We start from the raw sequence: 13,448 nt of genomic DNA on the forward strand, positions 1-13,448 counted from the left end.
TAGAATCATTTTCAAGGTATAATATTAAACGTTGAGGCGGTATAGCCAAGTGGTAAGGCACGGCTCTGCAAAAGCTTGATCGTCGGTTCAAATCCGTCTACCGCCTTTCAGTACCTGAATTAACAGGAATTAACCGAATGAAAAGCCCGTAAAATCGGGCTTTTTTTATTTTTCTTCAGATAAATACGGATAACTTCGAAAAACTTTTGGGGCGAGTTTGGGGCAAGGCATTATGTGCGATCACTTCGTTCCATCTCGTACATCCTTACAGAGTGCAGCACAAGATCCCGATACTTCCAAGTCGATACCAGATACTCGATAACCACCTGGTCCTCTATCTTGCATTCCATGAATAATAACAGCTTGACCGTGTATTCGTTTTTCAAAATTGGGACAGTGTAAGTCACATTTACCCAATGCTCAAAACCTAAATCAGTCTGCTCTATGCTCGCGAGTTCAATATTTATAATGTTCATGTTTTCCTCCTACTTATCTATTCGTAAAAAAATAAAAAAAGTAATGAAAAAATCATTACTTTTTTTAATTCAGACAGTACTTTCAGAACGATTTTGTTTACATCAACAAAATTGGCAACCAAGCACTTTATAAAGCTAATTGTTGATGTCAACAAGTCAATTTTCAGAGCAAACAAAAAGGCCCGCAAGCTTTTGCCTGCGGTTAAAACAATTCGAACAATATTTTAGAAATTGTCCTTTCTATTTTTTAAAAATTATTTAGTGGTAACAATTAGTCCATCAGGTAATACNTNAANTGCTGGTTTGTCTGANCGGCTGCCATCTTCGTTGACNTAGTACCAGCCTCCTTCGACTTTGACAAGTTCTTTTGAAGACATTTCGCCNTTCTCTTCTTTGAGATGGTATAGTTTGTCCTTGTATTGAACCCAGCCAGTNACCATNGCTCCTGAAGCATCAAGATAGTACCATTTACCATTCACAAGCACCCAACCAATGGCCATTGCGCCATTTTCTTTGAGATAATACCACTTACTATCATCCTTCAACCAGCGAGAAGCTATTGAATAACCTCTCTCGTTGAAGTAGTACCAGATGCCATCAATCTTTTCCCATTTGTCTTTTGGGTAAGATCCGTCAGGGTATTCATACCACCAACCAGTATCATTTCTCTTCCATTTCGGCTTAGCTTCTTCATCATCTAGTAAAACAATGTTCTTGTCGTACGGATTTGAAGAGTATTGCCACCAGCGGATACCGTCCATTGATGGAAAATATTCAAAGTTAGCTAACCCATCGTTTAAACCATACCCGGCAATCCAAAGGCTGTTTGGGAATTTCGCAAGAATCTGCTCATAATAGATATTATTGAGCGTGAATGGCTTGTAGCTGTAATAGATTGGCTCGTAGCCATTTTCTTTGAGGATTTCCATGAAGCGAATACAAGCATCTGTATTTGCCTGTTTATCTCCGCTAGCGTGATCTTCGTAGTCAAGACACAAGTATTTTACTTTTTGAGGTACATTATCAAGGAAGTAGCGTGCCTCTCGCTCAGCTTCTTCAATGTCACCACCAAACCAAGCAAAATGATAGAATCCAACAGGATTGGATTGCTCCACTTGAGCAGACAAGCAAGGATTTAGATAATTTGTACTTTCAGAAACTTTGATAATGGTATTCTGTGTACCCATTTCTTCCAAAATCCCTGAAATGTCGTAGCCATTGTGGCTAGATACGTCGATGAATAAGTCGTTTTTTTTCACTTGTTTATTTTCCTTTCCATGCATCATTCATTTGCTTGACCGCTGACTCGACGAATGTGTCGAGATCCTTATTAGTCATACTAATGTTATATTTGCTAAGCTCAGCTCTGACTTTATCACGAGCTTGCTCCAACTTTTCTTCGCCTTTATATCCAGTTTCAGCAGCTACCTGCTCCACGGCATTTACTGCATTTTTGGCCAAGATTTCAACGATTTTGATGGTCTTTTCTCCGCCTTTTTTGACAAGGTAGTCTTTGACCGCTTTGACTGCGATACCAGACAAAATAACAAGGATGCTGATTGCTCCATTAATAATGATTTCAGTAATTTGTTGCATGTTATTCTCCTTTTTCGATTTCTTCCATGCGGTCGTTCATGCGTACCATTTCTTTTTGAATGTCTCCGACCGTGTGAGTGATTGTGGTTAATTCTGTAGTGGTCTTTTCTAGGTGAGTCATCAAACGCTCTTCTCGTCTGTTAGAGTCGGCTTTTGATTGCTCGTGCAGATCCATAATCTTCTTCTCTCGCTTGTCCGATGTCTTGATAAGATATCGAATGATGATAAAGAAAAGCAAGATAAACAAAATCGCCCAAGCTACCTGGCTTTGAGCGATTCTTTCTGCTTCTTCAGTTATTAACAAACCATTTCACCTACCCTCTATAATCTTTAAAATAAGCAATATAGTCTCGTATTGCTTTCACTGTCAATCTTTCAAATGAATTAGCCATAGCGGCGTAACTGATAGCTACTGGATGCCCTTGAACCATTAATTCTTGCTTGAATTTTGAAGATGCCAAAAACGGATCATCTCTATGCTTGATAAGAGGAAGATTAAATCGACTAGCAATTGTTTTTATTGCTACAAAGAATGGGTCTGTATCACTATTTGTCCATGCAGAATCAATCAAAATGATTTTAGAATAGGGTGCCTTCGATTGAATCGTTCTGATAATTTTTGAGTAATTCCCATAGAACGTATCTGAACCACTGTCGATATCTGCCTCTGTTCCAAGATAAGATGGTCCTAACTTAATATTATCATTGATACCTAAACTGATATAATAAAGGTTTTGGGGTTCGGAATTTTTTAGTTTGGACAAACCCATTTCATCTGTAAGCCAGCTTCTTGTGGTCAACCCACCTTTGCTGAAATTTGCACAAGTAACACCATTCTTTCTTGCCAAAATCTGCCCCCATGACAAATTGTATTTATCAATTCCTCTACCTTCCGGATAGATTTCACCGGATGAATAACTATCGCCAATTACGCCAATTTTTTCAAAAAGCGAAATAGAAGGTTGAAATGGGTCTGTATCAATGTTTTTTGGAAAATCTTTTTCACTCAAACTTTTTTGCCACGGCGTCCACTTGTCACTACCAAAAATACGCCAATAAATGCGGGTGTACATTGTGCCATCTTTTTGGATTAAAATCTGAAATGTACCAGGAAATACACTTGAGGCATAACTAATTGTTTGAATAGTTGCCCCACCGAAATAGCTTGGGTCGGGCTTGTTAGCGACATTTCCGTAATGAGCATAGGTTAAGATTGTGTTTGACTTAAGCGTATTAAGATCGTTATATGGTGGCACAAGATCGCTAGGAGATACAATTTGTCTCTCTCCAGTCATAACTTGACCATCTCTACTAATCTTAAACCATTCGGACCATTTATTTGTCCCGTTCGTTCTCCAAAAAATGCGATTATACATCACACCATTTGATTGAGTTAAAATTTGAGTCGCACCCAAATTCGTACCTGCTGTGTAATTCATTGTTTGAACAGTTGCTCCACCGGAATAGCTTGGGTCAGGCTTGTTGGCGACTTCTCCGTAATGTGCATAGGTCAAAATCGTATTTGGTTTCAACGTATTAAGGTCGTTATACGGTGCTACAAGATCTGATGCAGTCGTAATTTGTTTATCGCCAGTCAATGCAGATTTGAATTGTTCACGCATAGCTGCACCTGCTGTACTGTGAACGCGTCCATCGGCCCCTATGCGCATATCAATCAGTTCAGATGGGACACTTCCGTTTCCTGCATTGGCCACAATTCCATCAAGTCGCTTGCCAGTCGCTTCCAACTCTTTTGAATAGATAGCAACTGCTCCATCCATTTCTCGTAAACGATCTTCAAGAGTATTCGCCCCTCCCCTTGCTTTAGCAACTTCCATATTGGCATTGCCTTCTTTCGTAGCGTCTTGATAGGTAACTTCAAGCGCTTTCGCAATCGATTCTCGAACATCTGCGCCTCGAGTCTTTCTTCGAACTCCGTCAATCAAAATATTGATGTTGTCCGTTTTTGGCAAAGGGGTGATATCGTCATAAAAATTCAGTCTTCCTGTTACTTCTTCTGTTGCCATTAAGGTTCTCCTAATTCATTTTTTAGTTTTCTGATTTCATTTTCTAAAATCCTGATTTTATCAGCATTTTCAGGCTTATGCTCATTTCTCAATCGTGTCAATTCACTTGTTAGAGCTAAGATTTTTTCTCTCTTTCGCTCTTTAGATTGGTTCGCTTTCACTCTCTCAATTGATTCAACCGCTTCTTGTGATTGTAGCTGATATGCAGAAAGTGATTGAGATTTAGAACCTATAACCAAATCGACGCTCTGAGGATTTAGGATATCAATCTTTTTCTCAATAATTTGCAAAGTTTCAACTCCTGAAAGCGGAGCGTTCAAAATTGGATGGGTATTGCCGATTTTAAATTTCACATATCTAGAGTCAATCAGATATCTCTCGACTGCTGCAACCGTCCACTTTGCAAGAGCGATTTTTTGATTTCTTAGGTACTGTAGTCCTCTACTTTTTAAGACGGACGGACTATCAATCTCTGTCCAGATAACAGGCTTTCGAATAATGCCAAACTTTGCTACAAGTTCAGCATCTTCAAGCCACATCTTGCCACCGTTAACTGACGAGATGTCAATCTGCTTTCTTGTTACATCAGATCCTTGCTCTTCTTTATCACTTGAAGAAGAACCGTCTGAGTTCTTCTCATCTGCTCCGATCGGCATTATTTGAGTAGCAATGCCGTCAAATGAAACTTCACGAGATGCCGACTTAATGTTTCGTCCTAATTGGATAGGTGATTCTTGATTTTGTCCGATAGACGTCGTCCAATCTAGATACAATCCATCACTCGCCCTTCTCAAAGTCAGATAGCCTCCAATATTAGCTATGATACGCTCTCGAATCGTATCCCAAGTAGGTTCATATCCAAGATACCGAAAAGGCTTATCTGTCATACTCTGAACAGTAACAGAACCAAGATAAATTCGCTTGTAATCTTCTACTTGTGCATTATGCTGATTCAAGATTTCTCTCAAGTATGCTTCAGCACCAGTGTTTTTCAACTTTTGGAAATGTTGTGTACTGTCATGCAAAAAGGATAGGAAATCTTCACAAACAACCTCTTGAACAAATCCTGTACTCGTCATCTTATTTGAAATGCTCAAAACCCTACCCTCGAATTCGACTTCCTCGTCATATAAATTCACGACCTGGACAATCGATTGAAAGGGGATGAGTTTTTGATACAAATCATTTTGCATCGGAATAACAAAAGTGAACTCATTAATTGCATTCTGCGCTTGCTTGATAGATCCTGAAAGGATTTTGTTGCCTTTACGAGAATACGGACTGTGAACGACCTTCTTTTTGGTAAAATCGGTATCCGATAACATTTCTCGAAAAGAGTTCCAAAAATATACTTCAAATCCACCATTCTTCATGCCATCACCTCTGCATTAAATCTTAATGATATCGAACCGTTTCCTTTTGCAGTAAAACGGTTCATACCTGGTTTCATAGATAAGACGAAATCTGTATTTTCACCCTTCTTAAACTTGTATATTTTGCCTTTCTTGTCGATAAGACTGATATCGTTGCTACAAATCACTGTTGGACTAACAGATGTATCTCCCCCATTGATGAAGAAGATTTCATTTTGGCCATTAATCTGCCATTTAGTCCAATTCGAGAAATCATTCTCGAAATCAAATGTATCCCAAACATCGTCGAAGTAATTATCAACGTGAAATGCAAATGGATAGCAAATGAAGACGATTGTAGCAATCAAATGCTTCTTCAAAGGAACATCTGTCACCTTAATGTTCTTGACCTTTCCAAGCCAATAATACCGCCTGTCGTGAGTATCAAATAGCTGACTATCTGATTTCGTAGCCATGCTGGATTTGATAAATCGTTCAGCCAATTTTCTGTCCGGATAATCTTTATTTGGAAGTTTGAACTCGTATGTGATTTCTCGCCTATCAAAGAAGACCTCTCCAAGTACATCAGAGAAGTCTAAAACACCTTGTAAATAAGGGATTTGCTCCACAATCTCCTTCTTATCAGGAGTGGGAGCATCCCTGCTTTGAAGATACCAACCGGCATCTTTGCTATTAAAATCACCGAATTGGATATATTCCTTAATTTGAGTAATCATAATCGATGCCGTCCTCTCAATGTCTGAATGTTTCCTACTGCTTCATCATAAGCATAAGCTGTACCACCAATAAGCGCCCCTGTATCCAAGACCATTGTCTGGCCTTGTGCTACTTGCTCTCTCAATTCGGATAAGCTATCAATCACATCTGACAATAGACTTGCTGAATGAGCGATATAGGCTTCTTTTCTGCTAGATGTTTCATCGTTTGGCGTCTTACCTCTCAATGTCTCAACCTTCAATTGACTTGACATGGTAGCAGTAGCACCAGTCAAAAGATTCTTCGATTTCAAGCTAAAATCATTAACATGATCACGAATAGCATCCAAATGTCCTGTGACCTTATCCATTGACGAATTAAGACCGTCTGAAATGCCTAGGCCAATCTGCCAGCCAATGTTGGAGTAATCGTCGTTGATTACGTCCTGAATAGTACCTGCCATGCTTGAAATGTTATCCATGACATTTCTCCAACCAGCCTGAATACCTCGATTCAAACCAGTCATAAGAGCTGCACCATTCTCGATAAGCAATCTTCTGTCATACGAAACAGGCCCTTTATGGTCTTTAATCCATTTAGCCATATTCGAGACACTAGAAGTAATCTGAGACCAACCTGAGTCAATACCAGATTTCAGACCAGCCATAAGAGCTGAACCGTTTGAATACAAGTCAACTTCTGACGCGATATTTCTTAAGTAGCTGTTAGCGCTGTTCACGAAACTTTGAGTGGTCGTAATCATCTGCTGACCAACAGATCTCCAAGAAGAAACCATCAAAGCTCCGTTAGATTGAATAGATGAAACTATCGAAGTCATACCATTATTAACAACAGTCCGCATTTGATTGATAGATTCTTGCATTGAAGTCATCATTTGAGTTCCAGCGTCTCGAATTGCTATAGTTGAACCAGACATCGATGTAGAGATACTAGAGCCAAATGAACTGATATGACTTACTACAACAGCAGTAATCGTTCCAAGAGCCTGTAGAGCCGAATTAGCCTGTGAAACTTGAGCGTTGAATACCTCAAATCCAACGTTAGTAGCTAATAAAGCCGAGCTGATGACAATTAAACTAGATGCTAAAATTTGCGAATTTGTAGCAAAAGTCTGTAAAGAACTTCCGGCGGTGCTTAATTGCGTAGGTAGGTTTGTCAAACTTTCAGACAGTTGAGTGAATGCTATTGGTAAAGTTTGCATCGACATTGATGCTAATTGCGAGAATATCGCAATCAATTGCATTCCTTGGCCTGCTTGTTGCAACCCTGGGCCTGCTGAAGCAATGCCAGAATTGGCAATAGCTGTCAATCCTGTTGCTACTGTCGCTAATGTTCCAGCCAAGTCTAGTAATCCTAGCTCAGTGAGCATCGCAATTCCTTCGGCCATGTATTTGACTCCAAGGCCTGCGTTTAAAGCAGCATTACCGATGCTGTCAAAGATTCCAGCTACACCATCAAGTACATTACGAATAGCAGAACCAAAAGACTCCACTACACTACCAGCACTTTTCAAGATAGAGCTCACTTGTTCTCCAAATGTTTTCAAGAGATTAGACAAGCTATCAATGATAGGGCTAATCTGAGAGAACATGCTACTAAATGATGAAACGATATCAGCAATTGACGGAGCTATCGCAACTACCATTTCAGTTATGGCTGGAGCAAATGGAGCAATCGCTTCAACAATTTGAACGATAGCGTCAGCTATAATTTGAGCTACTGAAACGAACGCATCACTTATAATCTCGACGATTGGAGTCACTGCCGTTGCAATTCCTGAAATGGCTTCGCCTAAAGCTGTGATAAACGGAGCTGCTGCACCCATTGCCTCTCCGAATGCAACAACAAGAGGAGAGAGCTGAGCAAGAGCACTTGTTACTGTTGGCAGAACTCCTGAAACTGTAACGATAGCCTGGGCAAATGTGCTGATGATTGCAGTAGCAACAGTAGCAAATGCCTGCCCAACTGCGTTAATGATTGTAGCCACTCCTTCACCTTGGCTGGCAATGAGACTTAAGCCTGCAGCAATAATAGCCACTCCGGCACCGATTCCGACTGCTGCAATACCAATCGCTCCACCAAGAGCAAGGATATTCCCAACTCCGGCCGTTCTTAAAGCTAAGCCAAATGCTCGAATGACTGGCGCTAAACCAGAAAGAGCAATTTTGATGCCTTCGCCAATCCCTGTCGCAGCCGTTTTGATTGCTGTTCCTGTTGTTTTGATTAGAGTTGAGATTGATTTGAAGATTTGAGCGATTGCGCTTTTCGAGCTCGTTGCACCTTTTACAACTTCGTCCGCCCCTTCTTTAGCACCTTTAGCAAATAAACCAAACGGATTAAAGCTCTTCAAGAAATTAAATGCCTTGAAAGCGACTAGAGCTCCTCCAATCCCTGCAATCAATCCTCTCCAGACATCTGCACTAATTGATTGAGTTAATTTTGAAATCCAGCTCACAATCATTGAAATAGCGTTCACGACGTGCCCAGCGGCTGCGCCTACGATATCCCAAGGAATAGCATCGCCTAACTTAATAGCAAGATCTAAAGCTGCATCCGTCAAATCTTTAAATGCTTGATAGGCGTTCTTGATTGCTCCTGTTTCAGAGAAGGCTTCTAGTGCAAACTGAAAGGCCATAGCCATATTCTGGATGTTGACGTTAACTGTTTGAATGACATTTCCAACCCCTTGAATAACATTACCAAACCCATTGGATTCGCTTGTCAGTTCTTCAAAGAGCGACTGGATTGTCACAACAACATCTCGAAAAGTGTCCTTGATGACGTCAAAAACACCCTCGTCAACTCCGAGCGAAGCAAACAACGATTTGAACCCTTGTTCAATCCTTGGCCCAGCTTCTGCCAAGGCTGTATCGATAGCTTGAGGAAGTTGTCTCATAATATTTCCAACCATAGGCAAGAAATTGCCTAAAAGGAACGTTGAGGTGCTAGAAATAAGCGCTTTTAAAGACGGTCCAATATCTTCTCCGAGCGTCAAATTCGCCAAGAAGTTGGATGCCGAAGCCTTCATTGCCGCAAACGAACCACTGAATGTAGTCTGCGCTTCTTGTGCTGCGACTCCTGCGACTCCCAACTCTTGTTGAACTAGGTCGATGGCTTCTACGATATCCGCAAAGTTGTTGATATCAAACTTCTTGCCCATTGCTTTTTCTAATTTGCTGGCGTCTTTAAGAAGTCGTTGCATTTCTTCTTTGGTACCGCCATATCCAAGTTTCAAGTTATCTAGCATGGTATAGTTCTGTTTAGCGAAGCCTTGGAACGTTTGCTGGATTGAACCAATATCTGTACCCATCTTGGCTGAGTTATCAGCCATGGCCATGATAGCCTTGTCTGCCATTTGTGCAGCCTTCACAGCATCACCACCGAGCGCTTGCTTCAAGCTGGCACCGAAAGAAACAGCTTGCTCTGCGTAGGTATTAGCAGAGATACCAGCTGAGGCTGCAGCGTTCGCATATTGCTTTACAGACTCAGCTGCAGTCGTATATAGCGTATCAACGCCACCAAATGATTGTTGGAGTTTGGCGCCCTCATCTAGAGCTGTAGCAAATACACCCTTGATAGCACTGCCAAGGGATTGAATCCCAGAAATCAGCGCACCACTGACAATGTTAGCTCCTAAAACTGACTTAAAGACTGAACCTAATTGTGCACCGCTTTCTGTCAGTCCGCCAACCATCCCTTTTAGACGTGCCACTCCCGATTGAGCTTTATTACCATCCATGTCTACCTGGATGACGACCTTTCCATCTGCCATCTTACCACCTCCTTCCTAATCCATTTCGTAGTAATAACCTTCGTCTTCTTCATCATCATAATTTTCAGAATCAGGCAACGCATACTCTTTCTTTAACTTCATCATTTCATCGATGTAAGCCTGAGAGTCGCCCTTTCGTGGCTTGTACTTCCTAATTTTGATGACTTCAACGAATTTAGTGCCTTCTGGCAACCCTGACAACAATGCATTAAACTTCTTCCAGTGCAACTTCCCTCTTTCTTCAAGCAAATCAATGCCGTAAGCTTGCATGAAGCTTGCGTATATAAAATCACCATCTAAAGAAATGTCATACACAGGTGGTTCATTGGTTTGACTAGAATGTTCTTTTTTCATCACATTTCCAGCCAAGTCGTACTCGACAGATACATCTTTCAGCGATTTCAATTGAATATGTTCCTCGAAAACCTGTTGAAAGATATCCATAGCATCTTCAATCGAGAACGACCCGAAGCCATCTCCTGAAAGCATTTTTAAAGCAAAGAAAGGCTTAACCTGTTCAGGTATTTCTTCATCACACCACATTTCAAAGAGTCTGATGATGTTATCAAAGGACATATTGAGAGAGTAGATCTTATCACCTATAACCAACTCATCTGTTAATTTTCGTGATAGATCTAGCATCATTAACCCTCTAAATATTTCTTGAACGCTTCTTCTGAATTGCGCTCTTTATATTCTTTCTGAATCCCAAGAATAGCCTGCATCAGATAGTTAAAGGCAATAGTTGTATCCTCGTCTGCGAATTTATAGACTTTTTCAAATGCATTATCCCCAAATAATTGAGTCCAGCCATTTTCTACAAGTTCTTTGGCTTTTTCTGCGATTTTCTCGTCAGAAAGCTTTTCAATTTTCTTCCATGTTTTTGATAGGTCTTCACGGAACTTATCGAGTTCTTTCACACCCCTGTCGTTCGCAATGTACTCCAATTGAAATTCCCCGAAATCAATAGGGATGATGTTACTAGCTTTTTTAATGACTACCATGTTTGTGCTCCTTTCAAAAATAAAAAGGCGTGATATTTCACGCCTCGGATTATCCTGGTACTACAGCTGATTTCTTAGGTTTGCGGGTCCAAATAATCTTGAATTTGATTGTTTCGAGTTCAGACGCTTCACCATCTCCAATTTCAATTTCAGAAAGACGAGCCAACCCCTCTTTTTGAGTTTTGCCATCAGATGAGACTTCCTTGTACCAAACAACGAGATCATCACCGACCTCATCTTCCTTGTCAGCAACAAAGTTTTGAGCTTTATCTGAGTAATCACGATGACCTTCAAATGTGCGTCCTCGTGTTTTAGAAATCACCATTTCTTCCTTGGTACCGTCACCGTCAAAGTATGCAGAGTCGTCTGTTTCTTCGTTGTTTTCTGGTGAAGATGACTTCAGACCTTTAGCAAGCCAAAGATAATCTTCTGCTGTTGGTGGGGTGTCTGGAGTAGCTTCTTTGTAAGGTCCGATGTAGTGTTTTCGTAGTGCGTTTTTATTTTTTGGCATTATTCTTTCCTTTCGATTTCAAGATTTGCTGTCACGTCCAGCAAATAAGTGTAAAAGCCTTGTTCATCTAAATCGTTTAAGTACGGTTTCTTGACTTCAAGGCCTAAATAGTTATATGAATTGTTTTTGCTCGGTAATTCCAAGCCAATTTTTGATAAGGCAGTGTTAATCTGCCATAGTGTAGTATCAATTAATTTCTGGTCTTTTGACTTGATTGCAATCTCAAAAGGTAGGTCCACAATCTGCGTCCCTGCCATGTCCTCATCCACCACATCTCCGCCAGGGAGAGGATAGACGACCAATCCCTCTTTCTCGTCTAAATAGCCGTGTTTTGAAGGGATTTTGGTTTGAACACTTTTGATATGCTCCAGCAAGACCTCTGAAAAGTCATTTTCGTGCATTATTTAACTCCCATTGCTTTGGCACCGACCTCTGCCCAATTCTTTGCATAAAGAGCGGAGGCTTTCTTATCCCATCTTGGACCTGTTCCTGGTGTTGGTTTTTGGCTCAGCAATCTCTTCTTGTTCGCAAAGAAAAACTTTCTTTGTTTATCCGAAAAGAAACCCTTTCGCTTCTTGCCATAATAAAGCAATCTGGCGTAAGGTGTCGCATAGACAATCGAGTCTTGTCGAACATGTCCGCTAGACCGTAGATCCCCTCTTCGTTTTGGGACAAATCGCTTCATGTCCATCAGCATCTGGTTAGCAATAGCTAACTTCCCTTTAGCGAAATTCTCTGGAGATACTTTCTTCTCAACTCCTGAAAGGTCTATCTTAACATTAACACCGCCCATCAAATCACCTCGATTTCATAAGCTAAAAGCTTTTTGGTCAAAGGATGATATTGCGGTATGATGTTTTTCACAACGTAGCTGACGCCGTCCTCTTCTACAACACCTCCCACAAAACTCTTGTCGAGTTTTACAGGGCAGTATTTGTGATAGACAATCACGGTTGAAGAGTTGGACTCGCTACGATGGTTTCCTGTTCCAGAATGAGAAAAGGACCTATCGAATTTGCAAGGTGACAATAAAAGAGGGGCAGAGTAAGCCTCTTTCCCCCAATCATCCTCACCAACAGGCTTTTTGATAGTCACTGAATCAGTTAGCATTCGTTTATCTATCATAATCAACCCTCGCTGAGCCAAATCCTGCCATTCTCAGCCAGTTTTCAGCGTCTCTCGATAAATTATACCTCTCAGCTAAAGAAAGTGAACCCGAGCCATTCTGAGAGCCTGTGCGATAGCTTATAGATGTCCGTCCTACTGACATACTCGCAATAGATTGTCTATCTTCTGCTGTCATGATGCCAGAACTATCCAAATAAGCAATCTGAAAGGCTGTAGCTCGTTTAACTGCCTTCTTGCGAGCTTTATTGTCGTTATCAAAGCTATTTAGAGAATAGAAACCCCTGGTATAAGCATCGATAGCGAGTTCCGCTCGTTTTAAAAGCTTGTCAAAGTCTCCCTCGACCTCAAATTCGAGCTTCTCGAACTCCTCTTTAGTTAAGTAAGCCATCTAATCACCTCCTTAAAAGGTGGATGTCCCCACCTCAACTAGATCTTGCTTAGGCTCTTCAACGAGTTCGAAGCAATCTTCACCAATCACCTCATTAAACAGGCCATTGATTCGATTAGCTTCGTCTTGATCTAGCTCGTATTCTTGCCCTTTGTCAAAATGACGGTCAGACTTAGCTAGATAAGCGTTCAATTTTGCTTTAAATTTGGCCATTTAGCACCTCCAATAGTTCATCTTTGGTCTTGTTTGAATAGCCCTCAAACCCTCGCTCTTTAGCAAGAGCTTTCAACTCTGCCAAAGTCATGTCCGTAAGCGAATGAGTAGCCAAAATCTCTGAGATTTGGCCGTCTTCAATCACTTCTTCAAATCCATCAGCGGTTAGCTGGGCTTCAAGCAAGCTGCCTTCTTGCACGGTATAGACTTGATTCCCTTTTTCATACTTACGCATTTTCTACC

At 40.9% G+C, this 13,448-nt stretch carries 17 protein-coding genes and 1 tRNA gene; 1 reads left to right on the forward strand and 17 read right to left on the reverse strand.

Annotated elements, in window-relative coordinates:
* Window positions 1-35 precede the first annotated feature (35 nt).
* Window positions 36-106 (forward strand) — tRNA-Cys (locus tag D8804_RS00065).
* A gap of 124 nt (window positions 107-230) precedes the next feature.
* Here D8804_RS00065 and D8804_RS00070 read toward each other — a convergent pair.
* The 17 genes from D8804_RS00070 to D8804_RS00150 form a co-directional block, all read right to left on the reverse strand.
* Complete coding sequence (locus D8804_RS00070) at window positions 231-476, reverse strand: DUF7720 family protein (protein WP_125398396.1); 246 nt, start codon at window positions 474-476, stop codon at window positions 231-233.
* A 254-nt stretch (window positions 477-730) separates the two neighbouring features.
* Window positions 731-1,762 (reverse strand): GH25 family lysozyme, encoded by a 1,032-nt coding sequence (locus tag D8804_RS00075; RefSeq protein ID WP_472725582.1) that lies wholly within the window; start codon window positions 1,760-1,762, stop codon window positions 731-733.
* Entirely contained in the window at window positions 1,740-2,072 is a 333-nt protein-coding gene (locus D8804_RS00080) for a phage holin (protein WP_125398398.1), read from the reverse strand. Before D8804_RS00080 ends, D8804_RS00075 begins: the two co-directional genes overlap by 23 nt.
* A 1-nt stretch (window position 2,073) precedes the next feature.
* Entirely contained in the window at window positions 2,074-2,376 is a 303-nt protein-coding gene (locus D8804_RS00085) for a hypothetical protein (RefSeq protein ID WP_125398399.1), read from the reverse strand.
* A 10-nt stretch (window positions 2,377-2,386) separates the two neighbouring features.
* On the reverse strand, window positions 2,387-4,099 hold the full coding sequence (locus D8804_RS00090; protein WP_125398400.1) for an SGNH/GDSL hydrolase family protein: 1,713 nt from the start codon (window positions 4,097-4,099) through the stop codon (window positions 2,387-2,389).
* Window positions 4,099-5,472 carry a phage tail protein gene (locus D8804_RS00095; protein WP_125398401.1) on the reverse strand — a complete coding sequence of 458 codons (1,374 nt, stop codon included), beginning with the start codon at window positions 5,470-5,472 and terminating at the stop codon, window positions 4,099-4,101. Before D8804_RS00095 ends, D8804_RS00090 begins: the two co-directional genes overlap by 1 nt.
* Window positions 5,469-6,188 carry a hypothetical protein gene (locus D8804_RS00100; protein ID WP_125398402.1) on the reverse strand — a complete coding sequence of 240 codons (720 nt, stop codon included), beginning with the start codon at window positions 6,186-6,188 and terminating at the stop codon, window positions 5,469-5,471. The genes D8804_RS00095 and D8804_RS00100 overlap by 4 nt, the downstream gene beginning before the upstream one ends.
* Window positions 6,185-9,961 carry a phage tail family protein gene (locus tag D8804_RS00105; protein WP_125398403.1) on the reverse strand — a complete coding sequence of 1,259 codons (3,777 nt, stop codon included), beginning with the start codon at window positions 9,959-9,961 and terminating at the stop codon, window positions 6,185-6,187. The genes D8804_RS00100 and D8804_RS00105 overlap by 4 nt, the downstream gene beginning before the upstream one ends.
* A 15-nt stretch (window positions 9,962-9,976) precedes the next feature.
* Window positions 9,977-10,606: a Gp15 family bacteriophage protein gene (locus D8804_RS00110; protein ID WP_260472314.1), complete on the reverse strand. Its 630-nt coding sequence runs from the start codon at window positions 10,604-10,606 to the stop codon at window positions 9,977-9,979.
* A complete protein-coding gene (locus tag D8804_RS00115; protein ID WP_125398404.1) occupies window positions 10,606-10,965 on the reverse strand; it encodes a 4a-hydroxytetrahydrobiopterin dehydratase family protein in 360 nt (119 codons plus the stop codon). The genes D8804_RS00110 and D8804_RS00115 overlap by 1 nt, the downstream gene beginning before the upstream one ends.
* A 49-nt stretch (window positions 10,966-11,014) precedes the next feature.
* Complete coding sequence (locus D8804_RS00120) at window positions 11,015-11,476, reverse strand: phage tail tube protein (RefSeq protein WP_125398405.1); 462 nt, start codon at window positions 11,474-11,476, stop codon at window positions 11,015-11,017.
* Entirely contained in the window at window positions 11,476-11,877 is a 402-nt protein-coding gene (locus tag D8804_RS00125; RefSeq protein WP_125398406.1) for a minor capsid protein, read from the reverse strand. Before D8804_RS00125 ends, D8804_RS00120 begins: the two co-directional genes overlap by 1 nt.
* Window positions 11,877-12,269 carry a minor capsid protein gene (locus tag D8804_RS00130; protein WP_125398407.1) on the reverse strand — a complete coding sequence of 131 codons (393 nt, stop codon included), beginning with the start codon at window positions 12,267-12,269 and terminating at the stop codon, window positions 11,877-11,879. Before D8804_RS00130 ends, D8804_RS00125 begins: the two co-directional genes overlap by 1 nt.
* Window positions 12,269-12,601, reverse strand: coding sequence for a putative minor capsid protein (locus D8804_RS00135; protein WP_125398408.1), 333 nt, complete (start codon window positions 12,599-12,601; stop codon window positions 12,269-12,271). Before D8804_RS00135 ends, D8804_RS00130 begins: the two co-directional genes overlap by 1 nt.
* Complete coding sequence (locus D8804_RS00140; RefSeq protein WP_125398409.1) at window positions 12,591-12,992, reverse strand: head-tail connector protein; 402 nt, start codon at window positions 12,990-12,992, stop codon at window positions 12,591-12,593. The genes D8804_RS00135 and D8804_RS00140 overlap by 11 nt, the downstream gene beginning before the upstream one ends.
* Window positions 12,993-13,004: 12 nt before the next feature.
* Window positions 13,005-13,205: a hypothetical protein gene (locus D8804_RS00145; protein WP_084911694.1), complete on the reverse strand. Its 201-nt coding sequence runs from the start codon at window positions 13,203-13,205 to the stop codon at window positions 13,005-13,007.
* A complete protein-coding gene (locus tag D8804_RS00150; RefSeq protein ID WP_125398410.1) occupies window positions 13,192-13,440 on the reverse strand; it encodes a Rho termination factor N-terminal domain-containing protein in 249 nt (82 codons plus the stop codon). Before D8804_RS00150 ends, D8804_RS00145 begins: the two co-directional genes overlap by 14 nt.
* Between the last annotated feature and the right edge of the window lie 8 nt (window positions 13,441-13,448).

Source organism: Streptococcus oralis (assembly GCF_003944215.1).
Classification (GTDB): domain Bacteria; phylum Bacillota; class Bacilli; order Lactobacillales; family Streptococcaceae; genus Streptococcus; species Streptococcus oralis_BI.